This is a genomic window from Pseudoalteromonas sp. Scap03 (genome assembly GCF_013393115.1).
GTDB lineage: Bacteria > Pseudomonadota > Gammaproteobacteria > Enterobacterales > Alteromonadaceae > Pseudoalteromonas.
The window spans coordinates 2,474,927-2,500,259 of the sequence record NZ_VDEU01000001.1; the positions used below are offsets into that span (position 1 = coordinate 2,474,927).

Annotated in this window: 21 protein-coding genes and 2 pseudogenes; 18 read left to right on the forward strand and 5 right to left on the reverse strand. The window is 40.5% G+C overall.

The genetic code is table 11. The annotated features are described in order from the left end of the window. Positions 1–9: 9 nt before the first annotated feature. Genes FHG08_RS11225 through FHG08_RS11235 form a run of 3 tightly spaced genes read right to left on the reverse strand, consistent with a single transcriptional unit; the run spans position 10 to position 3,272 of the window. A complete protein-coding gene (locus FHG08_RS11225) occupies positions 10–1,617 on the reverse strand; it encodes a carboxyl transferase domain-containing protein (protein WP_178956042.1) in 1,608 nt (535 codons plus the stop codon). 9 nt (positions 1,618–1,626) lie between these two features. Then, the gene (locus FHG08_RS11230; protein WP_008114693.1) at positions 1,627–2,802 is read right to left on the reverse strand and encodes an isovaleryl-CoA dehydrogenase; all 1,176 of its coding nucleotides are present in this window, start codon (positions 2,800–2,802) and stop codon (positions 1,627–1,629) included. 35 nt (positions 2,803–2,837) lie between these two features. Then, complete coding sequence (locus FHG08_RS11235) at positions 2,838–3,272, reverse strand: MerR family DNA-binding transcriptional regulator (protein ID WP_008114692.1); 435 nt, start codon at positions 3,270–3,272, stop codon at positions 2,838–2,840. A 329-nt stretch (positions 3,273–3,601) separates the two neighbouring features. On the opposite strand from FHG08_RS11235, the gene FHG08_RS11240 reads away from it, so the two are divergent. The 16 genes and pseudogenes from FHG08_RS11240 (at position 3,602) to FHG08_RS11315 (ending at position 20,403) form a co-directional block, all read left to right on the forward strand. Then, positions 3,602–4,783 carry a thiolase family protein gene (locus tag FHG08_RS11240; protein WP_178956043.1) on the forward strand — a complete coding sequence of 394 codons (1,182 nt, stop codon included), beginning with the start codon at positions 3,602–3,604 and terminating at the stop codon, positions 4,781–4,783. A 72-nt stretch (positions 4,784–4,855) separates the two neighbouring features. Next, positions 4,856–6,346: a CoA-acylating methylmalonate-semialdehyde dehydrogenase gene (locus FHG08_RS11245; protein ID WP_076919545.1), complete on the forward strand. Its 1,491-nt coding sequence runs from the start codon at positions 4,856–4,858 to the stop codon at positions 6,344–6,346. A gap of 119 nt (positions 6,347–6,465) precedes the next feature. Continuing rightward, positions 6,466–7,623 (forward strand): acyl-CoA dehydrogenase family protein, encoded by a 1,158-nt coding sequence (locus FHG08_RS11250; protein ID WP_010389955.1) that lies wholly within the window; start codon positions 6,466–6,468, stop codon positions 7,621–7,623. Positions 7,624–7,633: 10 nt separating this feature from the next. Continuing rightward, complete coding sequence (locus FHG08_RS11255) at positions 7,634–8,413, forward strand: enoyl-CoA hydratase (RefSeq protein ID WP_076919543.1); 780 nt, start codon at positions 7,634–7,636, stop codon at positions 8,411–8,413. Beyond that, positions 8,413–9,570 carry an enoyl-CoA hydratase/isomerase family protein gene (locus tag FHG08_RS11260; RefSeq protein ID WP_178956044.1) on the forward strand — a complete coding sequence of 386 codons (1,158 nt, stop codon included), beginning with the start codon at positions 8,413–8,415 and terminating at the stop codon, positions 9,568–9,570. Before FHG08_RS11255 ends, FHG08_RS11260 begins: the two co-directional genes overlap by 1 nt. Before the next feature lie 4 nt (positions 9,571–9,574). Further along, a complete protein-coding gene (gene mmsB / locus FHG08_RS11265; protein WP_054200896.1) occupies positions 9,575–10,474 on the forward strand; it encodes a 3-hydroxyisobutyrate dehydrogenase in 900 nt (299 codons plus the stop codon). 9 nt (positions 10,475–10,483) lie between these two features. Next, positions 10,484–11,254: an SDR family oxidoreductase gene (locus FHG08_RS11270; RefSeq protein ID WP_178956045.1), complete on the forward strand. Its 771-nt coding sequence runs from the start codon at positions 10,484–10,486 to the stop codon at positions 11,252–11,254. 361 nt (positions 11,255–11,615) lie between these two features. Then, entirely contained in the window at positions 11,616–12,194 is a 579-nt protein-coding gene (locus FHG08_RS11275) for a hypothetical protein (protein ID WP_218648496.1), read from the forward strand. Positions 12,195–12,263: 69 nt separating this feature from the next. Then, positions 12,264–13,457: a protein kinase family protein gene (locus FHG08_RS11280; protein ID WP_218648497.1), complete on the forward strand. Its 1,194-nt coding sequence runs from the start codon at positions 12,264–12,266 to the stop codon at positions 13,455–13,457. A 99-nt stretch (positions 13,458–13,556) separates the two neighbouring features. Beyond that, positions 13,557–14,363, forward strand: a complete 807-nt coding sequence (locus tag FHG08_RS11285) for a transposase (RefSeq protein ID WP_178956046.1) — start codon at positions 13,557–13,559, stop codon at positions 14,361–14,363. 478 nt (positions 14,364–14,841) lie between these two features. Further along, positions 14,842–15,663, forward strand: a complete 822-nt coding sequence (locus FHG08_RS11290; RefSeq protein ID WP_178956047.1) for an acyl-CoA thioester hydrolase/BAAT C-terminal domain-containing protein — start codon at positions 14,842–14,844, stop codon at positions 15,661–15,663. Positions 15,664–16,027: 364 nt separating this feature from the next. Then, on the forward strand, positions 16,028–16,342 hold the full coding sequence (locus FHG08_RS11295) for a DUF1330 domain-containing protein (protein WP_178956048.1): 315 nt from the start codon (positions 16,028–16,030) through the stop codon (positions 16,340–16,342). 78 nt (positions 16,343–16,420) lie between these two features. Continuing rightward, positions 16,421–17,131: a hypothetical protein gene (locus tag FHG08_RS11300; protein ID WP_178956049.1), complete on the forward strand. Its 711-nt coding sequence runs from the start codon at positions 16,421–16,423 to the stop codon at positions 17,129–17,131. A 24-nt stretch (positions 17,132–17,155) separates the two neighbouring features. Then, a pseudogene (locus tag FHG08_RS11305) lies at positions 17,156–17,710 on the forward strand (S41 family peptidase); the annotation flags it as partial. 242 nt (positions 17,711–17,952) lie between these two features. Then, positions 17,953–19,416: a serine hydrolase domain-containing protein gene (locus tag FHG08_RS11310; protein WP_178956050.1), complete on the forward strand. Its 1,464-nt coding sequence runs from the start codon at positions 17,953–17,955 to the stop codon at positions 19,414–19,416. A gap of 438 nt (positions 19,417–19,854) precedes the next feature. Further along, a complete protein-coding gene (locus tag FHG08_RS11315; protein WP_178956051.1) occupies positions 19,855–20,403 on the forward strand; it encodes a cytochrome b in 549 nt (182 codons plus the stop codon). On the opposite strand, the pseudogene FHG08_RS19035 reads toward FHG08_RS11315, so the two are convergent. Further along, positions 20,396–20,633 (reverse strand): annotated as a pseudogene (locus tag FHG08_RS19035) (hypothetical protein); the annotation flags it as partial. The gene FHG08_RS11315 and the pseudogene FHG08_RS19035 sit on opposite strands and share 8 nt — an antisense overlap. Before the next feature lie 125 nt (positions 20,634–20,758). Between FHG08_RS19035 and FHG08_RS11320 the strand changes: the two are divergent. Further along, complete coding sequence (locus FHG08_RS11320) at positions 20,759–21,604, forward strand: DUF417 family protein (protein ID WP_178956052.1); 846 nt, start codon at positions 20,759–20,761, stop codon at positions 21,602–21,604. 136 nt (positions 21,605–21,740) lie between these two features. Here FHG08_RS11320 and FHG08_RS11325 read toward each other — a convergent pair whose 3' ends face one another. Then, a complete protein-coding gene (locus FHG08_RS11325) occupies positions 21,741–23,258 on the reverse strand; it encodes a leucyl aminopeptidase (protein WP_178956053.1) in 1,518 nt (505 codons plus the stop codon). Between the two features lie 230 nt (positions 23,259–23,488). Here FHG08_RS11325 and FHG08_RS11330 point away from each other — a divergent pair, with 230 nt between their 5' ends. Then, positions 23,489–25,306: a phosphotransferase gene (locus tag FHG08_RS11330; RefSeq protein WP_178956054.1), complete on the forward strand. Its 1,818-nt coding sequence runs from the start codon at positions 23,489–23,491 to the stop codon at positions 25,304–25,306. The last annotated feature ends 27 nt before the right edge of the window (positions 25,307–25,333 follow it).

Genomic DNA, 25,333 nt, shown 5'->3' on the forward strand with positions numbered 1-25,333 from the left:
AAGCTCCCATTACATTCTAAATACGCCAAATTTTGATTCACGCTCAGGAGCATTTTTAGCTGCGCTAAGTGCAAGCCCAAGAACATTGCGTGTATCGGTAGGGTCAATAATGCCATCATCCCATAAACGGGCACTGGCATAATAAGGGTGGCCTTGCTGTTCGTATTGATCGATGATTGGCTTTTTAAAATCGCTAATTTGTTGCTCGCTCATGCTTTCGCCTTTGCGGGCTAAACCATCTTGTTTTACTTGCGCCATTACACCAGCGGCTTGTTCACCACCCATAACCGAAATACGGGCATTTGGCCACATCCACATCATGGTCGGTTCAAACGCGCGGCCACACATACCATAGTTACCTGCACCGTATGAGCCCCCGATTAAAATAGTAAATTTGGGTACATCGGCACACGATACCGCCATCACCATTTTAGCGCCGTGTTTAGCAATGCCTTCAGACTCGTATTTTTTACCAACCATAAAACCAGTAATGTTTTGTAAAAATACCAGAGGAATGTTGCGCTGAGCACACAGTTGAATAAAGTGCGCGCCTTTTTGCGCAGACTCACTAAATAAAATACCGTTGTTAGCCACTATGCCTACGGGATGACCATAAATGCTGGCAAAGCCTGTTACCAGTGTTTCACCAAAGTAGCGTTTAAATTCATCAAACGATGAATCATCAACAGTACGTGCAATGACCTCACGGACATCAAATGGCTTTTTGAGATCAGTACCGACAATGCCGTAAAGTTCGTTAATATCATAACGAGGGGCTTTTACTTCTTCTAGTAATGGTGAGGTAGGGCGCGAATAGTTAATTCGTTCAATACATTGGCGAGCAATCGACAAGGCATGAGCATCGTTTTCAGCGTAATGATCGGCCACACCTGATGTTTTACAGTGTACATCGGCGCCACCAAGCTCTTCTGCAGTAACTACTTCACCGGTGGCAGCTTTTACCAGCGGCGGACCAGCTAAAAAGATAGTGCCTTGCTCTTTTACAATAATACTTTCATCGGCCATAGCAGGAACATACGCACCACCTGCAGTACATAACCCCATAACCACAGCAATTTGTGGAATGCCTTTACCCGACATACGCGCTTGATTATAAAAAATACGACCAAAATGCAGTTTGTCAGGGAATACGTCGTCTTGCTCAGGTAAGTTTGCGCCACCTGAGTCAACTAAATAAATACACGGTAAATGACAACGTTCGGCGATGTCTTGAGCGCGTAAATGCTTTTTAACAGTCAGCGGGAAATAGGTGCCGCCTTTTACTGTCGCATCATTAGCAATTACCATACATTCAACGCCCTTAACGCGACCAATACCTGCAACTACACCGGCACAAGGAATATCTTGTTCATAAACGCCAAAGGCAGCAAATTGCGATATTTCTAAAAATGGCGAGCCTTCATCTAGCAAAGTGGTAATACGGTCACGGACAAATAATTTACCGCGACCTTCATGGCGCTCTTTTAGTGCAGCACCACCGCCTAAACGTATTGTCGCTGCTTTACTGCGTAAATCATCCACTAGCGCCGACATATTGTTGTGATTTTGCACAAAATTTGGATCATGCGGATTAACGCTCGATTTTAAAATCGTCATAACTAATCCTTAGCGGCTTTCAGTGAATAATTCGCGACCAATTAACATACGGCGTATTTCTGAGGTGCCTGCACCAATTTCATACAACTTCGCATCACGCAGTAAGCGACCTGTTGCGTATTCATTTATATAACCATTACCGCCTAAAATTTGAATTGCGTCTAATGCCATTTTAGTTGCAAGCTCAGCAGCGTATAAAATTGCGCCAGCAGCGTCTTTACGGGTGGTTTCGCCGCGATCACATGCTTTTGCTACTGTGTACACATATGAGCGAGCTGCATTCATTTGTGTATACATATCGGCAATTTTGCCTTGTATTAACTGGAATTGACCAATAGGGCTGTCAAATTGCTTACGCTCATGGATGTAAGGCACCACAATATCCATACACGCTTGCATTATGCCAAGTGGGCCGGCCGCTAAAACAACACGCTCATAATCAAGGCCACTCATCAGTACCTTAACGCCTTCGTTTAAGTTACCTAAAATATTTTCTTCGGGTACTTCACAGTTTTCAAATACCAATTCACAGGTATTTGAGCCACGCATGCCAAGTTTGTCTAGCTTTTGAGCGGTTGAAAACCCCGGGAAAGTTTTTTCTACAATAAAGGCTGTAATCCCTTTAGCGCCGGCGTTTAAATCTGTTTTTGCATAAATCACCAGCGTGTCTGCGTCAGGGCCATTAGTGATCCACATTTTATTACCGTTTAAAATGTACTTATCGCCTTTTTTCTCTGCTTTAAGTTTCATAGAAACAACATCAGAGCCCGCATTAGGTTCACTCATAGCCAGCGCACCAATGTGCTCTCCACTAATAAGTTTAGGTAAGTATTTTTCTTTTTGTGCTTGTGAACCATTACGGTTTATTTGATTAACACACAGGTTTGAATGCGCACCGTAACTTAAACCAATAGAGGCACTTGCACGGCTAATTTCTTCCATGGCAATAACGTGCTCTAAATAGCCTAAACCAGCACCACCAAATTCTTCATCCACGGTCATGCCAAGCACGCCCATTTCACCCATTTGCGGCCAAAGTTCATTGGGGAACGCATTATCAAGGTCAGTTTTTTCAGCTAGTGGGGCAATTTCTTGACTGGCAAAGCTGTTTACGTGACTGCGGATCATATCTGCAGTTTCGCCAAGGCCAAAGTTCATTTCTTTATATAGTGAAATAGTGCTCATGATTAATTCCTGTGTGTTGATGACGTTGTTATATTTTATTCATCTATTTTGCTAAGCGTGTCGCGACAGCGACGTTCAGCGGTGACCAGTTCCATAAGAACCACTTTAATGTCATCCATCTGTTGTGAAAGATCGGCTTTTTTCTCACTGATAAGGTCAAGCATGGTGACTAACTGTTTTGCACTTGATTTATCAGCATCATACAGTTCAAACAAACGACCAGTTTCAGCTAAGGTGAAACCTAAACGCTTGCCGCGCAGTATTAGCTTTAGGCGAACCTTGTCGCGCTTGGAGTAAATACGTGTTTGACCATTGCGCTCTGGCGATATTAACCCTTGGTCTTCGTAAAAACGGATAGAGCGGGTGGTAATATCAAATTCTTTAGCCAATTCACTAATGCTAAAAGTTTGTTCGTTTTTAGCCGGCTCGTTGGCTGAATTTGCAAAGTTTGTTTGATTATCTGATTTCATTGTAATGTTTACCTCATTCGAATAACCCCAATATAAGTGAAGTTTACGTAAAGGTAAAGTGTGATCTGGTTGTTATACTTTAGACGTATAAAATAAAAGCGGAAATGCAGCAGAAGTTGAGTGTTTATGAACGCTATAAGCTAGTTAGGCAGTATGTAATAAATTTTTAGCAAGCTAACTTTACAGTTTTTACACTAATTAGAAAGTTGATTTTAGATTTACGTTGGCGTAAACGTAAATTTTATGTATGCTCGTATTTATCAGATTAGTTTAAACATTAAGCTAAACATAATAAAACATGTTTGCGTTAATTGAAAATGGAGCCTTTTATGTCTTTCGAAAGCGTTGTAATTGTAGCAGCAAAACGCACCCCAATGGGTGGATTTATGGGCGCACTAAGTGATGCGCAGTCTACCGAATTAGGTGCTACGGCCATTGCAGGCGCACTTGCTCAAACGGGTTTAAGCAATGATGCAATTGATGAAGTTATTATGGGCTGCGTATTACCAGCCGGTTTAGGCCAAGCACCTGCACGTCAAGCAATGCTTAAAGCAGGGCTTGCACTAAGCACCGGCGCTACCACTATTAATAAAGTATGCGGCTCGGGTTTGAAAGCAGCGATGTTAGCGAATGATTTAATTAAGGCAGGCTCTATTGAATCAGCAATCGCTGGTGGCATGGAAAGCATGACCAATGCACCTTACTTTATTCCTAAAGCCCGCGGCGGTATGCGTATGGGACATGGCGAAATCAAAGATCACATGATGAGTGATGGCTTAGAAGACGCCTACGACAATAAAGCAATGGGATGCTTTGCTCAAGACACAGCCGATGAATACGGTATTGGTCGTGAGCAAATGGATACGTTTGCACTGGGTTCATTAAGTAAAGCAAACGCAGCCATAGACAATGGGTGGTTTGATAACGAGATTACACCGCACACTATTAAAACGCGTAAAGGCGATGTCACCGTTTCAATTGATGAGCAACCTGGCAACGCACGCCCTGAAAAAATTCCAAGCTTAAGAGCTGCATTTAAAAAAGACGGCACTATTACTGCCGCTAATTCATCGTCTATTTCAGATGGTGGTGCTGCACTAATACTAATGAGCGAATCAAAAGCAAAAGCTGAGGGTTTAACACCACTTTGTAAAATTGTTGCTCACAGCACTCATTCTCAAAAACCAAGTGAATTTACAGTAGCCCCAGTGGGCGCAATGAACAGCGTTCTTGAAAAAGCTGGCTGGACAATCGCCGATGTTGATTTGTGGGAAATTAATGAAGCGTTTGCCATGGTCACTATGCTGGCTATTAACGAATTAAAGCTCGATGAAAGCAAAGTAAACGTCAATGGTGGTGCGTGTGCACTAGGCCACCCAATTGGTGCTAGTGGCGCACGTATTTTAGTAACACTTATTCATGCGCTTAAAAACCGAGGCCTCAAAAAAGGCGTTGCCTCTTTGTGTATAGGTGGCGGTGAAGCCGTTGCTATGGCAGTCGAAGCACTTTAACTGATAACAAAGCCGCAGCAACTATAACAATCACAGCGCTGCGGCAATTAAATTGACTCAATAGGATTTATTATGCACCAAGTACCCTTATTAATTAACGGCGAGTTCGTTCAGTCAACGTCAAATGAATTAATTGATGTTGTAAACCCAGCTAATCAAGAAGTGCTCGCGCAAGTGCCATGCGCTACAGACGCAGAGATGGATGCGGCGATTGCATCAGCAAGCGAAACATTTAAAACGTGGAAAGATGTGCCAATTACAGAGCGTGCGCGCATTATGATGAAATACGCGGCGCTATTAAAAGAAAACCATGATGAACTAGCCACTATTATTTGTCATGAGCTAGGCAAAACGTTTGAAGATGCAAAAGGTGATGTGTGGCGTGGTATTGAGGTAGTTGAACAAGCAGCTAATGCGCCGTCGTTAATGATGGGTGAAACCATGGAAAACGTAGCGCGCAAAATCGATACGTATTCTTACATGCAACCACTGGGTGTGTGTGCAGGTATTACGCCATTTAACTTTCCGGCAATGATCCCATTGTGGATGTTCCCACTGGCAATTGTGTGTGGTAACACCTTTATTTTAAAACCGTCTGAGCAAGATCCACTTACTCCTATGCGCTTAGCTGAGCTATTTATTGAAGCCGGTGCGCCAAAAGGCGTGTTACAAGTAGTACATGGTACAAAACCACAAGTTGACCGCTTATTAGAAGACAAAGCCGTTCGTGCTATTTCATTTGTGGGTTCATGTGGTGTAGGTGCCTATATTTACTCTAAAGGCACACAAAACTTAAAACGCGTTCAAGCGTGTGTTGGCGCTAAAAACCACATGGTAATTATGCCTGATGCGAGTAAATCGCATGTTGTTAATAACCTTGTGGGTGCCTCTGTAGGTGCAGCAGGTCAGCGCTGTATGGGTATTTCAGTGGCGGTATTTGTTGGTCAAGCAAAAGACTGGGTTGATGAAATTAAAGCAGGCTTTGAAGGTGTACGCCCAGGTGTTTGGGATGATGCAGACGCGGCTTATGGCCCACAAACATCACCTGCTGCAAAAGCACGTATTTTATCACTAATTGCCGATGGTAAAGCACAAGGCGCTACCTGTTTAATTGATGGCTCTGACTTTAGCGTTGAAGGTTACGAGCAAGGTAACTGGGTAGGCCCTACATTATTTACTGATGTAACCAAAGATATGAACTTGTACAAAGAAGAGATTTTTGGCCCAGTATTGGCGTGTATGTTTGTTGATACCCTTGAAGAAGCCATTGCGCTTATTAACGAGAGCCCTTACGGCAACGGTACCTCACTATTCACCTCAAGTGGTGCGGCTGCACGTAAATTCCAACACGAAATTGAAGTAGGCCAAGTGGGTATTAATGTGCCAATTCCTGTGCCTTTACCATTTTTCTCGTTCACGGGTTGGAAAGGCTCATTCTACGGTGATACTCACACGTATGGTAAACAAGGTATTCGTTTTTACACAGAAACCAAAACCATTACCTCTCGCTGGTTTGAAGATGATATCGCTTCAGGTCCAAATATGAGTATTAATCTTAAGTAACATTTTAACCGCATAATCAATAAAAAAGAGGGGCACAACACACAGTGTTGTCGCTCCTCACTAATAACTCCCTTGATGGGATGCACCGACAACAAACAAAACACTACAAGAGGTCTACCATGGACTTTAACTTATCTGAAGATCAACAAGCTTTTGCGCAAACGGCGCGTCAATTCGCAGAATCAGAACTAGCACCACATGCAGCTAAGTGGGATCGCGAACATATTTTCCCAAAAGACACAATTAAAGCCGCTGGTGAGCTTGGTTTTTGTGGCTTATACACCCCAGAAGAAGCCGGTGGTTTAGGTTTATCTCGTTTAGATTCAAGCATTATTTTTGAGCAACTTGCACTGGGTTGTACAGCTACTACGGCTATGCTGACCATTCATAATATGGCAACCTGGATGATCGCAAGCTTTGGTACCGATGCAGTAAAAGACAAATACGTTGAACAATTGGTAATGGGTGAGTTGTTAGCCTCTTACTGTTTAACCGAGCCAGGCTCTGGCTCTGATGCTGCGTCATTAAAAACTAAAGCAGTTCGTGATGGCGATGAGTATGTTATTAACGGCTCAAAAATGTTTATTTCTGGCGCCGGTGAAACAGAAATTTTAGTTGTAATGGCACGTACAGGGGCTGATGGCCCAAGTGGCATTTCAGCGTTTGTTGTACCTGCAGATGCCAAAGGTATTGAGTACGGCAAAGCAGAAGAAAAAATGGGTTGGAATGCACAACCAACACGCTTAATTAGTTTTGAAGATGTACGAATTCCAGCAGCAAACTTATTAGGCCAAGAAGGCGAAGGCTTTAAGTTTGCCATGCAAGGATTAGATGGCGGCCGTATTAATATTGCAACTTGCTCTATTGGTACTGCACAAGCTGCACTTAATACCGCACGTGAGTATTTAAAAGAGCGTACCCAATTTGGTAAGCCATTGGCAGCATTTCAAGCGCTACAATTTAAAATTGCCGATATGAATACCGAGCTTGTCGCAGCGCGCCAAATGGTACGACTCGCGGCGTTTAAACTTGATACTAACGACAGTGAAAAAACCACTTATTGTGCGATGGCTAAACGCTTTGCAACCGATGTTGGTTTTACTGTGTGTAACGATGCGCTGCAAATTCATGGGGGCTACGGTTACATTAAAGAGTACCCACTTGAACGCCACGTACGCGATGTACGTGTTCATCAAATTTTAGAAGGCACTAACGAAATTATGCGTGTGATTATTGCACGTCGTATCTTAGCCGAATCAGCCAGCGAAGTTTTATAAGGAGATTAGTATGTCAAATCCTAGCATTGAATTAACTATTGAAGGTCATGTTGCCATTTTAACTATGTCGAATCCGCCAGCGAATACCTGGACGAAAGACACCTTAGTGGCGCTTAAAGACACAGTTAATCAGCTCAACACCAATAAAAATATTTATGCATTAGTACTGACTGGTGAAGGCGAGAAGTTTTTTAGCGCCGGTGCCGACCTAAATGTATTTGCCAGTGGCGACAAAGGTGTAGCCGCAGATATGTCATGTGTATTTGGTGAAGCATTCGAAGCGCTAACTAATTTTAGAGGTGTGTCGGTTGCAGCCATTAATGGTTATGCAATGGGTGGCGGCCTTGAAGTAGCGCTTGCTTGCGACATTCGTATTGCAGAAGAACAAGCACAAATGGCATTGCCTGAAGCAAAAGTGGGTTTATTACCCTGTGCTGGTGGAACGCAAAACTTAGCATGGCTCGTTGGTGAAGGCTGGGCAAAACGCATGATTTTATGCGGTGAGCGCTTAAAAGCCGATAAAGCGCTACAAATTGGCTTAGTGGAAGAAGTGGTTGCACAAGGTGAAAGCTTTGCAGCAGCACTAAAACTGGCAAACCAAGTGTCAGAGCAAAGCCCATCGTCGGTTGCTGCATGTAAAACGCTGATTCAAAAAGGGCGTCATCAGCCAATGGCGAATGCATTGCCACTGGAGCGAGAGCTGTTTGTTGGTTTATTTGATACCGAAGATCAGCAAGAGGGCGTGAACGCCTTTTTAGAAAAACGCAAGGCTAATTGGGTGAATGGCTAATGAGTGAACTAACCCGTTTAAATTCAGCTGATGCTGCTGTGGTATTCGAAACGGCAACCACAGACAATGGCCGACTCATTGGTTTTGCTACGCTTAACGCGCCTAAGTCATTAAACGCGTTAAATTTTGAGATGATCAGCTTACTCGAGCCACAACTACAGCAATGGGACAAAGACGATAACATTGCATTAGTGGTTCTTAAAGGTGCTGGTGAAAAAGCATTTTGTGCCGGTGGCGATGTAGTGAGCTTACACAAATCAATGAGTGAGGGTAAACCGAGCTCACTGGTTGAAGAGTTTTTTACTCAAGAGTATCAGCTCGATTACCTAATTCACTGCTACAACAAACCCATTTTAGTCTGGGGTAACGGTATTGTAATGGGCGGCGGTTTAGGTTTAATGGCCGGTGCGAGCCATCGTGTGGTTACAGAAACATCACGCATCGCTATGCCAGAGCAAACCATTGGGCTTTACCCTGATGTAGGCGGCAGTTATTTTTTACATAAAATGCCTGCCCATGTTGGCTTGTTTTTAGGGCTTACCTCGGCGTCAATTAATTGTGAAGACGCTAAGCTTGTATCGCTTGCCGATCACTTTGTAAATTCTGATAAATACCCAGAGCTTGTTGAAGCGTTACTCAATACTAAATGGGGTAAAACAGCAAGTTTAAACCACGACAAGCTAAGTACCTTGCTTATTGAGTTAGATAACAACTCTAGCCGTATGCCAAAAGGCAATTTAAAAGCTAACTTATCGCTAATTCAAAAGTTAGGCGACTTTAACACGTTACAGCAGCAGGTCGATTACATTTTAAACCTAACCACAGATGACAAATGGCTACAACGCGCACAAAAATCGTTGGCGCATGGTTGTCCATTAAGTTGTGCTTTAGTGAGTGAGCAGCTTAAACATAGCAAAGGCAAAAACTTAGCTGACTGTTTTAAAATGGAATTGGGCATGTCGGTTCGTGCTGGCGAAGTGGGCGAGTTTCAAGAGGGTGTACGTGCCTTACTAATCGATAAAGACGGTACGCCACAGTGGCAATTTAACACTCTTAAAGATGTGCCAAACGAAGTAGTAGAGAGCTTTTTTGCAAATCGCTTTGGCGAGCAACATCCGCTAGAGCCGTACTTTTCACAACTAAATTTACAAGGGTAAAGCGATGAGTAAACTTAATATAGGATTTATTGGTTTAGGAAATATGGGCGGCCCAATGGCAGCAAACTTAGTTAAAGCAGGCCACAGTGTACGCGTTTTTGACTTAAGTGCAGAGGCCGTTAAAGAGCTTGTGAATCATGGGGCTAGTGCGGCGCAAAGCGCAAGTGACTGTGCGCACGAGGCTGATGTGCTAATTAGCATGCTACCGGCAAGCAAACATGTTAAATCACTTTATTTAGGCACAGACGAGCAGTCGGGTTTAATTAAAGTACTAAGTAAAAGCACATTAGTGATTGATTGTTCAACCATAGATGCACAATCGGCTCGTGATGTAGGCCATGCCCTAAGCGAGCAAGGTATTGCGTTTGTTGATGCACCTGTATCGGGTGGTGTAGCAGGCGCAACAGCGGGCACGCTTACATTTATTGTGGGTGGTGAGCAAACCGCATTCGATAAAGCCAATACTGTATTAGTCGATATGGGTAAAAACATATTCCATGCCGGTGATATTGGTGCAGGGCAAGTTGCTAAAATATGTAACAATATGCTGTTGAGTATTTTAATGGCGGGTACCAGTGAAGCCATTCAAATGGGCATTAATAACGGTCTCGACGCAAAAGTACTCAGCGACATAATGAGCGCAAGCTCGGGTCGAAACTGGACGTTAGAACTTTATAACCCCTGCCCAGGTGTTATGGAAACCGCACCAGCTAGTAACGACTATAAACCTGGCTTTATGGTCGATTTAATGGCTAAAGACTTAGGCCTTGCTATGGAGGCGGCGCAGCAGAGTAATTCACTGACGCCAATGGGCTCAATGGCTAAAAATTTATACACTATGATGCAGCACCAAGGTGCAGGCAGTGATGATTTTAGTGCCATTTTTAAATTGTTTTCGAAGTAGGAAAGTATTGTGGAAATAAAAAATAATACCGTAGTTATTACCGGTGGCGCACAAGGCTTAGGTTTTGCAATGGCGCAAAAGTTTGCCTTAATGGGCGCTAATATTGCCTTAATTGATATGGCACAAGCCCAGTTAAATGAAGCAACCGAGCAGCTATCTGCATTAGCAGGCGTAACAGGCACTATTAAAGGCTACAGCGCTAATGTAACGGTAGAGAGCGAAGTTGAAGACGTATTTAATACCATTAACAGTGACTTTGGTCACATTGGGGTATTAATTAATAACGCCGGCATTTTACGCGATGGTATGTTTATAAAAGCCAAAGACGGCAAAGTGGTTAAAAAAATGTCGCTTGATCAATTTCAATCAGTAATTGACGTTAACTTAACAGGTGTATTTTTAGCAGGGCGCGAAGCTGCAAGCCACATGATTGAATCAGGCAAAGGTGGCGTAATTGTAAATATGTCGAGCGTAGCGCGTGCGGGTAATATTGGCCAAACTAACTATGCTGCCTCAAAAGCCGGTGTTGTGGCACTAACCACTACATGGGCCAAAGAGCTTGGCCGTTTTGGTATCCGCGTTGGCGCCATTGCTCCAGGTGTTATTAGCACCGCAATGACCGATGTAATGAAGCCAGAAGCCAAACAGCGCATGCTAGCAGTAACACCAGTAGGGCGCTTAGGTGAAACCGGTGAAATAGCCCATACTGCTCAGTATATTATCGAAAACGACTTTTTCACTGGCCGTGTAGTAGAGATAGACGGCGGTATTCGTTTGTAAACTAATGTTTATAAACGTATGAGTGTTAGTTGATTTAAAAGCACAGCCTTTTGGGTTGTGCTTTTTTTGTTTTAAATCGCACCATTATAATTTAATCATGATTAGAAACAGAGATTTCATAAACGATATTCAAATAAAAAAAGATACTGTATATATAGACAGTTTATGGTGTTTTATCTAATAACATTATTAAAAGTCGTTTTGGTGTATTTTAACAACGATAATTTAGAACTTGCGTAATAACTTGTTTACATTGAAGTTGTTTAGTGGAATTATTGAGCCATGTAATATACGCCGTTTTGGGGTTTTATAACCCCCCAAAGTGGTGTTCAATAAGCTGTTATGTTTATGGAGAAAAAAATTGTCACCAGAGGAAATAAAGGCTGTTGCAGAGACATTAAAGATTTTTGGCGACATGACTGCATCAAAGCCAAATGAATGGCTTCCTGTTTTTGCCGCGTTAGGTGGTGCAGTGGCTGGTGCTATCGCATCCTTCTTCCCTACATGGCTTATAGAAAAACGTAGAGAATCTGCTTTTTCTAAGCAAATACAAAATTGCTTAGTAGCAGAGGTATCATCTCTTATAGAAATTATAGAACATCGAAATTATTTGGCCGCAATTAAAGCAGCGGTAAACCATCTAAAATCAAATCCTAAAGACAAATACTCTTTGGTCGTTGATGTGCCACCTCATTATTCAAGGTTGTACCAAGATAACTGCAAGCATATTGGTGTTGTCGATGCTCAGGTGGCTCGTGAAATAATTACATTCCACCAACTCATTGATGCCGTTATCCAGGATATGAAGTCTGATGGGCCTTTTAGTTCAGGGGCTTCACTGGAAACATTTGAAGAAATGGAATCAATCTTCGAGCGAGCAATATGCATAGGAAGGAAATTAACAGCAGCACATAACAAGCAGCTCTACCGTATTCCGTAACGTTGGCACCTTTTCCGCAAAAGAACGCGAAAAAGCCGCCAACAATACTCCACCGGTGAGCTGAGCGCTATGGTTCAATTAGAGACAGGTTTTATAATATTAATGAATGCAGATAATGCCATAGAGAGTCACTACAGAAAGCTCTTTGATATTTTGAATAATGAATTCGAAGATCTTTACGAATCAATAAATAATGACAAGTTAAGAATTTTATTCTCTACTCTTCACTCTAGCGTCACTAGTCTTTTTGACTCGATGAATAATAGGCTTCCAACAGATGAAGACACGGCTCACTTCTGGGCAGACCCGAGTAGGGAACTCATTAGATCTATAGAGACGATTGAAGCTTTAGAGAGATCTTTGAAGAACTCTGAATATGCATTCTATATTGAGGAGTACCATCGAGATAGACTTACTTTTTGTAAGAGCTTTCTAAGTAAGAGTGGTGGGAGTGAAATCCCCCCTTATACTGAAAAGCTAGAGATTTATTACACTATCCCAATATTTTTTCCACAAAGCTCAGTGAAAATTGAGAACAAAAATAAGACCGCTGATCTAAACGCTCTAGGTAGTGGGTCTTATGCAAATGTCTATAAGTATTTTGACAGCTTCTATAATAAAAACTTTGCTTTAAAGCGGGCAAAGAAAGATCTAAATGCAAAGGAAATTGAAAGGTTTAAGCGAGAGTACGAACAAATGAGTATGCTAAGCTCACCATATGTTCTAGAAGTTTATGGATACAATGAGAAAAACAATGAGTACATTATGGAATTTATGGACAACTCATTGGATAAGTATATGTTAAAAAACAATTCCAAGTTATCGTTTCAGGATCGCGTTAAGTTAGGGCTGCAAATACTCAGAGCTTTCTCGTACATACATTCTAAAAATATTTTGCACAGGGATATTAGCCCTAAAAATATTCTACTCAAAGAATATGATGATGTGGCTGTAGTGAAAATAGCGGATTTTGGCCTGGTGAAAATCGTTGATAGCGAACTAACTTCTGAAAATACGGATTTTAAAGGCTACTATAATGATCCAAGCCTAGTTACAGAAGGATTTGATAGTTATAGCATCTTGCATGAAACATACGCGTTGACTCGTATTTTATATTACGTCTTAACCGGAAAGAGTAATACAGAAAAGTCACCAGAGAATGTGCGTGCTTTCATTGATATAGGCCTGAGTAGTGATAAGTCTATTAGATTTAAAGATGTTGATGAGTTACGCATGGCTTTTCAAGCTATCGCACCAGTGTAATTTTGCCGTGAACCATAACAAAACCCAGCAGTTCTTAGCCTTCGGCTACCGGACTCGCTTCGCTCGCCGCTGTGGGCGGCGTTAGATGATAAGGGAATAATGACCAATCATTACCACCTGCTAATCAAAACCCCTGATACAAATTTAGGCCGAGCCATGAAGCATATTAATGGCCTTTATACCCAATACTTTAATCGAACACATAATACGGATGGTGCGTTGTTTAGAGGGCGCTACAAAGCGGTGCTTGTGGATGCAGATAACTATTTATTGCATGTTAGTCGGTACATTCACCGTAACCCAATTGAAACGAGTAACCCCTTGGTAGAAGAGCTTGTTAAATATAAGTGGTCTAGCTATTCAGCTTTCATTCGAAGGGGAGTAACGCCTAAATGGCTCGTTCGAGACTTTATATTTTCGTTGCAAGGCAAAAAGCGTAAATATGCAGCTTATAAGCAGTTTGTGGAATATGAAAACAACAAAGAAATAAGCGCTTTTTATGGTGCTAAAAAGTTATTGTCGGTTTTGGGTTGTGAGGACTTTATTGAAAACATAAAAGACTATATTGCCAAGTCAGATAGTGAAAGCAAGTTTGTTAGTAAAAAGTACTCTGCAAATGATGTAATTGCTTATGTAGCTAAACATTTTAGTGTTGAAGTAGATGATATAGTAATGGTTAAAAAGGGGCGCAAAGAGAAAAACTTACCCCGTTGGTTTGCTATTAAATTGTGCCAAGATTTAACGGGATTAAATTTGCAGGCTCTAGCAGATGTTTTTAATGTTGAGCATTATTCGGCGATATCGAAAACTGTCGGTAGGTTGAACACATTAATGGTTGAAGATAGAAAGGTTAAATTACAATTGTACAAGCTGCAAGATTGTTTGATGTCTGAAGTCAAGATTTGACCCCATTTGCTTTGAAGTCAAGATTTGACCCCATTTGCTTTAACAATCCGCGTCATTCAGGGCCTTCGGGCCGGAATGACGCTCTTAAGTTCGCGCGCATGTGCGGAGCGCTATACACAAGGATGAGCAGTGGCATTTAAATCTACGATTTTATTTTTTTTATATTTATGATTTCTGGTTGTGCTTCACGAAGTGCAGAAGAGATCGGGTGTAATTTCACTTCTGGCTCTTACTTTACTTAGCATGACAAAGAAAGTTCTTGGATCGATAATTTTTTTACCCTAAATAAAAGCCACTCAGACACTTGTAATCCCCCTTCAAAACGCCGATTAAAAATATCAAACACTTCTTTATATGCTGCGTAACAGTACAGTAATTGATTGAACCAAAATAGGAACTCAGCTATGGTTTGTTTATAAATAAAAACAAATAAAAAACGAGTTAATCTACAGGCTCGTTAGTCCCACAAGAGGAAGACATGCGTATTAAATTTATACTTATATTGATAACTTTATTTTCGAGCGTATCAAGTGCGCAAGACTTTTTTGTTAAGGAAGTGAGGTTCAAAAACATTGTTGCCAATCTCTATCTTCCTAATACCTCAGAAAAAGTTCCTGTGGTTATTGCAATCGGTGGTTCTGAGGGAGGAATCAGCACAGGTGATGCCAATGGTAAAATGATTGCACCACATGGGATCGCTGTATTAGGGCTCGCCTACTTTAAAGAAAAAGGGATTGCTCAGACACTAGATCAAATACCCTTAGAATATTTTTTAAGTGCAATTGATTATCTTGAGACTGTTTCTTCAATAGATTCGTCAAAAATTGGTTTTATTGGTGGTTCTAGGGGAGCTGAATTAGCGCTTTTATTAGCATCGATGGAACCACGCATCAAATCTGTTGTAGCGACAACTCCAAGCAAAGTAGCTTGGTACGGAATGACTACAGCAAAGTCAGCGTGGACATTTAACGGAAAAGATATTCCTGCTTTAAGCTTGGAACTTGATGAAAAGGCTCCTTTACTTAATCGATTTGAAGTTGCTTTAGAAAATAAAGACAATGTAGCAAACTCATTATTCTCTTTCGAAAAAATAAATGGTCCAATATTGCTGATTTCAGCAAAAAACGATCAAGTTTGGCCTTCATTTCAAATGTCGAACGAGATAGAGGAATACCTTAAAAAACATAATTTCAAACATTCCGTCACACACAACGCATATCCAACAGGTCATGGTTTTAGTCAAGAGACAGCGCCTGAAATAAAACAGTCAATAATTGACCATTTCATGCGTACTTTATAGTGCTAACATATATGAACCTTAACCGAGTCAATGGACTAGTTTTTTTACCGTTTTCATAAATTGACGTTTAATTCTAAATCAAAAAACAATTCGTTTGCTTCGTCTGTTAAGTAGGTAGCTTACAGCAAATTATGGATTCATGTTACTGTAAAAGTTCATTGAGCTGTCTCCTATAAGGTTGGTTACCCTTTCATCGTAGTTGAATAATCGCGATGCAGGGGAGGAGGCTTAATGAGAATCAAGCCATTACAACAGGACAAAAAATTGTTGGCTTTTCTCCTTCGTCACTTATTTAAATCAACTAAATTTGCCTATTATTTGGGCGTGATGGATTAGTTTAGTCTTTAACATAATAGGTTACAAAATGTATGAATTTTTAGTTGGCTTGGAAGTTTCGGACAATGGCGCGTATTCAGACTATAGAGCGGCTATGGCACCCATTCTTAGTGCTTTTGGTGGCGGTTTCGGTTTTGATTTTGTAGTTTCGGAGGTTCTTCTTTCAAAAGTTGATACTCCTATTAATCGAGTGTTTACAATTCATTTCCCAAATAAAACCATCTCAGAAAACTTCTTTTCCGATCCTGAATATTTAAAAGTAAAAGCTCAATTCTTTGACGTGTCTGTATCTCACGTAACAATCATTGCGGGCTATGAAAAAGACTCTCAAAATATCATCTAAAAAATATTTTTACTCTGTATTTAAACCTTTATAACAGTTTTTGCGACTAAGTTTTAAAGCAAATAATAAAGGTTTTGTATGAACTACTTAAAGCAGGTTTTAAATATAGCATTATTGGTATTAGTTAGCTTTGCGGGTATTAAGCCCGTGCAAGCTACTAACTTACCTTTTGAACAAATAATCACACCTCAACAAGCAAAGCGAGATGTTGCGCAGTGGTCACAATGGCTGCACAGTACGCACCCTGATTTAAAACACAGTGTGGCCGACATTGATGCTTTTTACTTGCAACTAAATACTATAACCGCAGCTATTACCGATGAACTTAGCGTGCGGGAATTATGGGCCCGTTTAGCGGTATTAAATTCAACATTGGCTGATGGGCATTTAAAAGTAGGGCATGCTTCTACGTCGCAATGGCGTAAATGGGTCAATGGTGGCGTGGGGCTTTTTCCATTTGAAGTTGCGATTGTAAACCAGAAACTTTATATAAAATCTAACACGGGCGGTACCAAGAGTGGCTATGCTGAGCAGCAAATAAAGGCGATTAATGGCGTGCCATATGAGCAAGTCGTAGCTCAGTTATTACGCCGCACACATGGTGATACTGATGAATTTAGACAAGAAGTATTAGCACGTCAATTTCATCGTTTATTATATTTAACGTTTGGTTACTCAGAGCAATTTAGCATTACCTTAGCAGATGAAGAGCTCACGCTAGCTGCGAGCAAAACTTTGCCACAAAGCATGGTTGAACGCTCATTTGTAGATACTTTTAATGTTGAGTAAACAGGTGAGACGGCAACCCTTACAGTTAATTCATTTTCATGGCCTGATTTTAAGCAATACCTTGCCTTTATGGACGCCACTTTTACTCAGCTAACAGAAAAAAACATAAAGCACCTAATAATTGATATCAGTAATAATGGCGGTGGCGATGATGACTTTTGGATGGCAGGAATTATGCGTTATATAACGGATGTACCATATCGTCACTTTTCCCATTATCGCTCTAAGGTGTTGTTAAAGTATCGTGATCCAGGCCAAATAGTAGGTGAAATTGAGTCTGGTGAAAACACTCGTTTTATACAGCCAGAACCTGATCTTGCTAACTTTTTTACCGGGGATGTTGCTGTAAAAATAGGGGCTTACACTTATTCGTCAGCAATTGTGTTTGCTAACACCCTACAAGATTTTTCAATTGCGCCATTGGTTGGCGAAGACACAACAGGAAGAAGCACTCAAACTGGGGGGATCCAGTTTTTAAACTTAATACATAGTAATTTGCAGATGGTCAGCCCGTGCTTTATTTTGACAAGGCCAAATGGTGAGCTGCAAATGACTGGCGTTAAAGTTTCTTCGTTGTGACGCTTAAACACCGAGAACTGATATTAGCATTTTGTTCGTTCACTAAAGTGGCTGTCGCTTTAAAACATTGCTTAGTATAAAAATCTAAGCAATTGTCTTTAATGCGTATTTTGCTAAACTATAAGCGCTGATACTCGAGTATAAATGTATAACTAACTTCGAGCCATATATTTACCTTTGAATATTTTTATTTATAAAAGGTATTCTATCTAAACTATTACAATTAAGGAAAACGCGTTCCAATGTTTAGGAAAAACATTCGTTGCAGCTTACACATTTTATCATTAAGCACATTATTACTTACCAGCCTACTACCACAGGTAAAGGCCGATGAAATAGATGACTTTTTACTAGAGAAAATGCGCACAGCTAATATTCCAGGATTACAACTGGCAATCGTGAAAGACAATAGGCTGATAAAAAAAGCCAGTTACGGCCTGTCGAACTTACAAGACCAGATCACGGTACAAAACCATACCCCTTTTCCTATTTTTTCGATGACTAAAGCTTTTACTGGCGTTGCAATTATGCAACTTGCCGCTGAAAACAAGTTATCGGTTAACGATCCGATTTCAAAGCATTTAGATGATTTGCCTAAAGCATGGCAACCGCTAACTATCCGTCAGCTGCTAAGCCATACTTCTGGTTTACCTAAAATATTAAATGGTCATTGGGTTGATTTAATTTCCAATGGTCAGCCAGATCCTGCGTGGCAAGAAGTACTTACTTTACCAATGCGTTATGAAACCAATAGCCGCTTTGAGTACAACCAAACAGGTTACATTTTGTTAGGTAAAATTATTGATAAGTTATCGGGTCAGCCTTTTTCTAATTATATTCAGAAAAATCAGTTGGCTAAACTAGATATGCCCATAACTTTGGCTGCAGGTTTTGCTCATACTGAATCTATTGTCCCTAATCAAGCTCGTCCTTACGTTGCTGGCAATCAAGGAAAGCTAAAGACGGTACAAATAACTTTCGACCCATTCTTTAGAACTGCGGCGGGTATGAGTGCTACCGCAACTGAGCTTGCTAATTACGCGATAGCGCTTCAACAACGACAACTCCTTGATGAGAAGTACCTTAAAGAAATGTGGTCACCAACGCGTTTAAAGAGTGGTCAAACTGCAGGTTTTAGCAATTTAGAAAATGGTTACGCTCTAGGTTGGCAAACAATTGGACGAGAGCAGCATCCAGCAGTAAGTGCCAGTGGTGGTGATGCTAATTCAATGGTGATTTATCCAAAAGATCACTTAACCATCATTGTATTAACTAATAAGCTAGGAAGCTTGCCAATATTCTTTATTGATGAAATTGCTGGCTTTTATTACCCTGAGATGAAAGCTGAAAATGGTTGGGGGTTGTCACAAGACTTATTCAAACTTTTCCAAGGGATTAAAAAACAGGGCTTTAATCAAGCCATCACTTTAGCGGATGAGATGAAAGTAAGTGCAGCGTTTGATGTGCAAGAAATTAATCTTTTGGGCTATCGCTATGTGGCTAAAAATGAACTAGCAAAGGCATTAGAGATATTTAAGCTAAATGTTCATTTGTTTCCCGACAATGCAAATGCTTATGATAGTTTAGGTGAAACCTATGCTGCACTTGGAAATAAACCAGAAGCGATAGCTAATTACGAAAAAGTACTCGCATTTTTGCCGAATAATCAACATGCCCTTAAGCAGCTGGCTCGGTTGAACCAATAACCTAACAAAGCGTAGACAATAAATAAAATCGCGCTAAGGCAACTACCATACTTCGCGCGCTTTTAAAAACTATGCTGGTCGAACTATATGCGGTAAATCTTTACTTCAGACATCAAAAGCCCAATCTTTAAAAGTATTAGTTACTCAAAGCCAGACGACCTCATTGTTCTTATATTTACTGCTGTATATTACTTCTAAACACGTTGATTTATTAAAGCGATAACTTTAGGTTGCCGTTTTTTATTCCTACTATTTAAGTTTATTTTAAGCTTACTCAATTAATACTCAAATTCAAGAACCTTTAAACCATGCATCTGATTTACTGACTCATTGTATGTTTCAGATCATTAAACAGAGGATGATTAAAGGTTAGCCTGAAAACATATACTTATACCCATAAGTGAGCTTTTAACTTTAATGCGTTTATTAGGAGGTATTATGAATTTTAAAAATACAGATACTCATTACAATACACTCTCTGTTGCTTTACATTGGTTGATGTTTATTTTAATTGTGACTGTGTACGGCAGTATTGAACTTCGCGAATTATTTGATAAAGGCACTGAAACACGTGATGCCTTTAAAATGTGGCATTTTATGTTGGGTTTATCGGTTTTAGCTTTAGTTAGTGTGAGGTTAGCTGCGCGTTTAGTGGGTGGTGCAGCACCTGCCATACACCCTGAGCCTGCAAAATGGCAAAATAAATTAGCTATATTTGTTCATATTGCGCTGTATGTGTTTATGTTTGCTATGCCTATAGCTGGTTGGCTAATTTTGAGTTTAGCAGGTAAACCCATCCCGTTTTTTGGTTTAGAGTTGCCTGCTTTGGCCGCTCAAAACTTTGAACTTGCTAAAAGCATTAAAGAGATACATGAAACCGCAGGGGAAGTGGGGTATTACGTAATAGGTTTACATGCGGCTGCGGCTTTGTTTCACCATTATATTTTGGCTGATAATACGGTATCGCGAATGCGTTTGCCTAAATAATAAAAAAGTTAATAGTAAAAAGGGAGACAGTGTCTCCCTTTTTAATGTTTAATACTCTAATAAACCCGATTCTAAACCCACCCCAATGTTTACCATTTACATATAATTGGCACCGATAGATCATGCAATATCTCGCCGGTATCGCGCTTATAGGTTTGTAATTAAAAGCTCTCTGCATGGCTACCGCAGTGAATGCCTGTGGGGTCATTAAAAATTTGCTTAGTGCGGTCATTATTTATAGTCAAATGGATAAAATCTTGTCTGCAGACATTTTATAAAATCATTTAGCGTTAGTTGAATTGTTTTTTGTAAAAATATGGTCTTTGTTAGTCATTAAAGATTTAAAGGGCACACAATGAACTTAACATATGCAAATAACGCAATTACCTTGCTACTTGCACTTAGTTTTATACTACTTGGTGTATCGTTTGCGCTCGGTGCAAATCCAAACACACTAATAGCGACATTTAGCTTTTACGAGCTTGATAGCGTATTAAATACTAATACGCTAGGTCTACTAAGTGGTACAGCCATGATTATGTTAGTGGTAGTAACCCTATTGGCACACTTTAAATTAATACAGCCAACCTCAGCATTTATGCTAGCGCTTGTTGTTAGCATTGTGCCTTTACTAACCTTATTAGCAAGTAATCGCTGGATGACTCAGTTAGGGGGCTTTCCTATTATTGGTAGTGGGCAGGGAATAATTAAATACTTTGCTGTAGTGCCTTTATACTTATTTTTATTTTATAAAAATAAGATGAGCGACAAACAGCATGTCCTTTTAAACTTTATTCCTATGGCTATGGTTTTGCTATGGATTGGCGGTATGAAATTTTACGATTTTGAAGCTAAGGCCATTGTAGGCTTAGTCGAAACCTCGCCTTTTATGTCTTGGTTATATAGTTTATTTAGCGTGCAAGGTGCGTCGAACGTGATTGGTGGGTTTGATGTATTATTTGCGCTACTACTAGGCGCTGGTATTTTATTAAATAATAAAAAACTAATTATAGTTAGTGGTTTAGCATGCTTGAGCGTTTTTTTAATGACCCAAACGTTTTTACTGTCTGCCCCTAACGCATTTAGCTCAAGTACGCTGTTGGCGCGGTTAGGGCAATTTGTAATTAAAGATTTATGGTATGTGGGAAATTTAATTGTTATTGCCACTTTAATGCTCTCTAAACCAGCTAAACATAGTTAAAGCAATATGCTTTGTTGTTACCGCTACAAAATTATTAAATAAAATAATGTGTATAAATAAGAACGTTATTTATACACAAAAAAGCGCCAAAACAGTAAACCATTTTGGCGCTTTTAATTAAGCAAATTAATTTTGATTAGTTAGCTAATAGCCACTCACTTAGTAAACGTACACCAAAACCTGTACCACCTGGTGAAAGCTCATCTTTGCCTTTTTTCACTAATGCATTACCAGCGATATCGATATGTACCCAACGGGTTTCGCCAGCAAAATGCTCTAAGAAAGTAGCGGCAGTGGTTGCACCAGGGCCACCTGAACCTACATTTGTTATATCAGCAATGTCAGATTTCAGCATATCTTTATAACCTAACGGTAAACGCCATAGGTTTTCGTTTACTTGTTTACCTGCAAGGGTAAGTTGCGATACTAGCGTGTCATCATCAGAGAATACCGCTGCGTATTCATTACCAACAGCACGAATTTTAGAACCCGTTAAGGTTGCAACATCAATCATGATCTCTGGCTTGTAGTGCTCACGTGCATACCACATTGCATCACTTAGAACTAAACGACCTTCAGCATCGGTATTTAAAATTTCTACACTTAAGCCTTCAGCGGTGCGAACAACATCGCCAGGAGCTACAGCAAACTGCGATACCATATTAGCTGCCATGCCCATAACGGCTACCACGTTTTTATCGGCTTTAGCTAACGCCATTGCTTTTACAGTACCAAGTACTGCAGCAGCACCAGCCATGTCTGATTTCATACGTGCAATAGACGCACCGGTTTTAATACTGTAACCACCTGAGTCGAACGTAATGCCTTTACCAACAAGGGCAATAGGGGCATCGTCAGAGCCTTTATAATGAGCAACCACTAAACGTGCACCTTGCTGGCTACCTCTACCTACAGCTTCTAATGCGCCCATGCCTAGCTCTTTTAGCTCTTTAGGCTCTAACACTTTGATAGTAACCCCTAACGACGCTAATTCTTTTGCTGCATTGGCAAAATCAACCGGCGTCATTTCTGTAGCCACTTCTGATGTTAAATCGCGTGCTAAAAATACACCTGCTTGAATACTCTCTAATTGGCTGTAAAGCTTGCGAGTTTGCTTGGTGTTATCAACATCAAACGTATAGCTAACTGTTTCAGTGCTTGGTTCTTTTTTGTAGTTTTCAAAACGGTGATCGCGTAGGTTTGCACCGTGGGCAAAATTAGCAGCAAGTGCTGCGTTGTCGTTTGTACCCGTAACATCATCAAAAATAACACTGGCAGTGCCCGCTTTAGCTTTAACTAGGCGAGCATGAATATTACCGCCTAACTTAGCCGCTTTTGCTTTATTTAATTCGTCTGCTTTACCTGTACCTACAACCAAAATACGGCTGTAGTTACTTTTACTAGGCGCGACAAGTTGCGCGACTTTAGCGTAATCGCCAGTAAAGTTTTCTATATCGATAACACGTTGTAATTGGCCATCGAATTGTTTATCAAGTGTTTTAAATTGGCTGTTGCTGCCATCTTGGCTATAAAATACAACCAGCGTATTTGCGTCGCTGTCTACTTTTGTAGAAAAATTAAAGTGTGCTGCTTGTGCATTAATACACATACCCAGTGCAAGCGCGATTGAAGAGGCTTTTATAATACGTTTCATTTTTTAACCTAAGAATAATTTAAAGGGGTGTTTTACCCTATTTAGGCTGTTATGGGTAAGTAGGATACGGTGAAACCGCAAATATCAGCGATATACGTCAAAATCATTAGTAAGTAATATAAATTTGACTAATGGAAGTGACCTTAAAGGTTTAATAAAAATAACGGTCGCGTTACTATCAAACATAAAGGCATTACGCAGCTTTAAACCACCAACCTAGAGAATCTGCATTGAAAGCAAAAGAAATTCGCAACTTTTATATTAACGAAGAACAGTCTGTTTATTTGTTATCGCACCGTGATGCTAAAAAGCATCGCCAGTGGCTTAACATTTGTATTAAACAGCTAACACTACTTGGTTATAAAAATGTCGAAATGATTGGCTCTGGTGCGTTTGGCTTTGTTTTTGCGGGTGATGATGAACATGGCCTGCCTTGGGTGTTTAAATTTTCAAGAATAACGCTGGCGCAAAGTGTACGAGATCGCCTTGAAGACGAAGCGTATATGCTATCTCAAATTGATAATCCGCTAATACCAAAATTTTATGGCTTTGAGCGAATTAAAAAACAGGGCATTTTGATGATGGCTCGTGCAACAGGTGAAGATCTTGAAAAAGTATCACTTAAGCAAGGGCGACTATCTGCTGCAAAAATAATGAACTTAGCGGTAAAATTGAGAAATGTGTTGCTCGATTTACGCCATCATAAAAACGGATTAAGCCCACAACCTATTGTGCATGGCGATATTAAACCCTCTAACTTGGTGTGGGATGAAAAAGCCAAGCAGCTTTCATTGGTTGATTGGGGGAGTTCGGTATATGCCCAAGTAGATGAACAAGGCAACCCTATTGCCAGTAATTTTATGGATTTAATGTCGGGTGATTTAAGCACGACTAACGCGCGAATGGGTGATGTGTATTTTATTGGTGATGCGCAAATGTCTGGTGAAAAGTCATCCCCTCGTTTTGATGAGCAAGGGGTTGCATCAACTTTGTATGCACTTGCATCGGCTCAGTCTTGTCGATTTGGCGCTCAGGCTATTCCGGCCAGTAGTTTAATGTTACCTAAGGAGCTGGCAAACGTTATTGATGGCATGCTTTCAAAAGAACGGTTGGTAAGAGACAAAGCGGGTGACTACTTTATGCGTAACATAGAAACCATGGCAAAAGCATTTTTACCAGAGCTACCAAAGCAAGACACTAAAGCACGCATTCCTTTTTGGTTTAGCCAAGATCCTGAGCCCGAAACCGTTGTATATAGTTCCCGAAAACAATTTTTACGCCAAGCCGACCATAAACAGCAATTACTCGATGTAAACGATGCCCAGTTAGATAGGTATTACAAAGAATTTTTGTTTGATACTGGGGATACCGAAAAAGCGTTTTTAGCCTCAATTAGTCGCTTAGCGAAATACCCTGTAGTAGGGGGGCTGAGTTTTCATTGGAAAGATGATTCTTTATATGTTGAGTCATCACTTATTATGCACGATGAAGCTTTAGCAACCGCATTTACTGATGCGGTAAACAATACAGTGATGCTTGCACAAGCGATTAGTCAAAAGGGCTTATTTAAGTGTTGTTTATTTGATGCCCGTAAAACGATTCAGCTAGAACGCGATGGCACCGGTGCGTTTAAATTTAACCAGTTACCTGAGCTTGATTATGAAGTGGTTAATGTAAAAGCCAGCGATGTAACCCGTCCGCACTCATATTTTGAAGATGGTAAAGATCCCGATGAACAACTGCAACTGCCTAAAAAGGTGATTAAATGTGTATTTGAGCTAAACCAGATACATCATACGGGTTGTATTATTTTTGAAGCACTACCAGATAGGATGAAGATTCACCATTACTATCGATTGCTCGATGCTAGTAAAGAAGTTGAATTTAAACGTTTGCTAAATAAACTCATGCAGTACGCGGTTAATATTACTGATGTTGGGGTCGCTGGTTTTATGAAGTTGCCGTATAAAAATACTCGCGAGTTTAGTTTATGCGAGCAGCAACCCAGCAATTATTATCCTAAAAATCCAAAACAACTACTTAATTAATAAGTCACTCGCTGAGGCTGGTGGCTT

Coding starts and splice junctions, on each gene's coding strand:
- FHG08_RS11225 (WP_178956042.1), bottom strand. CDS start 1,617: ATGACGATTTTAAAATCGAGCGTTAATCCGCATGATCCAAATTTTGTG.
- FHG08_RS11230 (WP_008114693.1), bottom strand. CDS start 2,802: ATGAGCACTATTTCACTATATAAAGAAATGAACTTTGGCCTTGGCGAA.
- FHG08_RS11235 (WP_008114692.1), bottom strand. CDS start 3,272: ATGAAATCAGATAATCAAACAAACTTTGCAAATTCAGCCAACGAGCCG.
- FHG08_RS11240 (WP_178956043.1), top strand. CDS start 3,602: ATGTCTTTCGAAAGCGTTGTAATTGTAGCAGCAAAACGCACCCCAATG.
- FHG08_RS11245 (WP_076919545.1), top strand. CDS start 4,856: ATGCACCAAGTACCCTTATTAATTAACGGCGAGTTCGTTCAGTCAACG.
- FHG08_RS11250 (WP_010389955.1), top strand. CDS start 6,466: ATGGACTTTAACTTATCTGAAGATCAACAAGCTTTTGCGCAAACGGCG.
- FHG08_RS11255 (WP_076919543.1), top strand. CDS start 7,634: ATGTCAAATCCTAGCATTGAATTAACTATTGAAGGTCATGTTGCCATT.
- FHG08_RS11260 (WP_178956044.1), top strand. CDS start 8,413: ATGAGTGAACTAACCCGTTTAAATTCAGCTGATGCTGCTGTGGTATTC.
- mmsB (WP_054200896.1), top strand. CDS start 9,575: ATGAGTAAACTTAATATAGGATTTATTGGTTTAGGAAATATGGGCGGC.
- FHG08_RS11280 (WP_218648497.1), top strand. CDS start 12,264: ATGGTTCAATTAGAGACAGGTTTTATAATATTAATGAATGCAGATAAT.
- FHG08_RS11285 (WP_178956046.1), top strand. CDS start 13,557: ATGACCAATCATTACCACCTGCTAATCAAAACCCCTGATACAAATTTA.
- FHG08_RS11290 (WP_178956047.1), top strand. CDS start 14,842: ATGCGTATTAAATTTATACTTATATTGATAACTTTATTTTCGAGCGTA.
- FHG08_RS11295 (WP_178956048.1), top strand. CDS start 16,028: ATGTATGAATTTTTAGTTGGCTTGGAAGTTTCGGACAATGGCGCGTAT.
- FHG08_RS11300 (WP_178956049.1), top strand. CDS start 16,421: ATGAACTACTTAAAGCAGGTTTTAAATATAGCATTATTGGTATTAGTT.
- FHG08_RS11310 (WP_178956050.1), top strand. CDS start 17,953: ATGTTTAGGAAAAACATTCGTTGCAGCTTACACATTTTATCATTAAGC.
- FHG08_RS11315 (WP_178956051.1), top strand. CDS start 19,855: ATGAATTTTAAAAATACAGATACTCATTACAATACACTCTCTGTTGCT.
- FHG08_RS11320 (WP_178956052.1), top strand. CDS start 20,759: ATGAACTTAACATATGCAAATAACGCAATTACCTTGCTACTTGCACTT.
- FHG08_RS11325 (WP_178956053.1), bottom strand. CDS start 23,258: ATGAAACGTATTATAAAAGCCTCTTCAATCGCGCTTGCACTGGGTATG.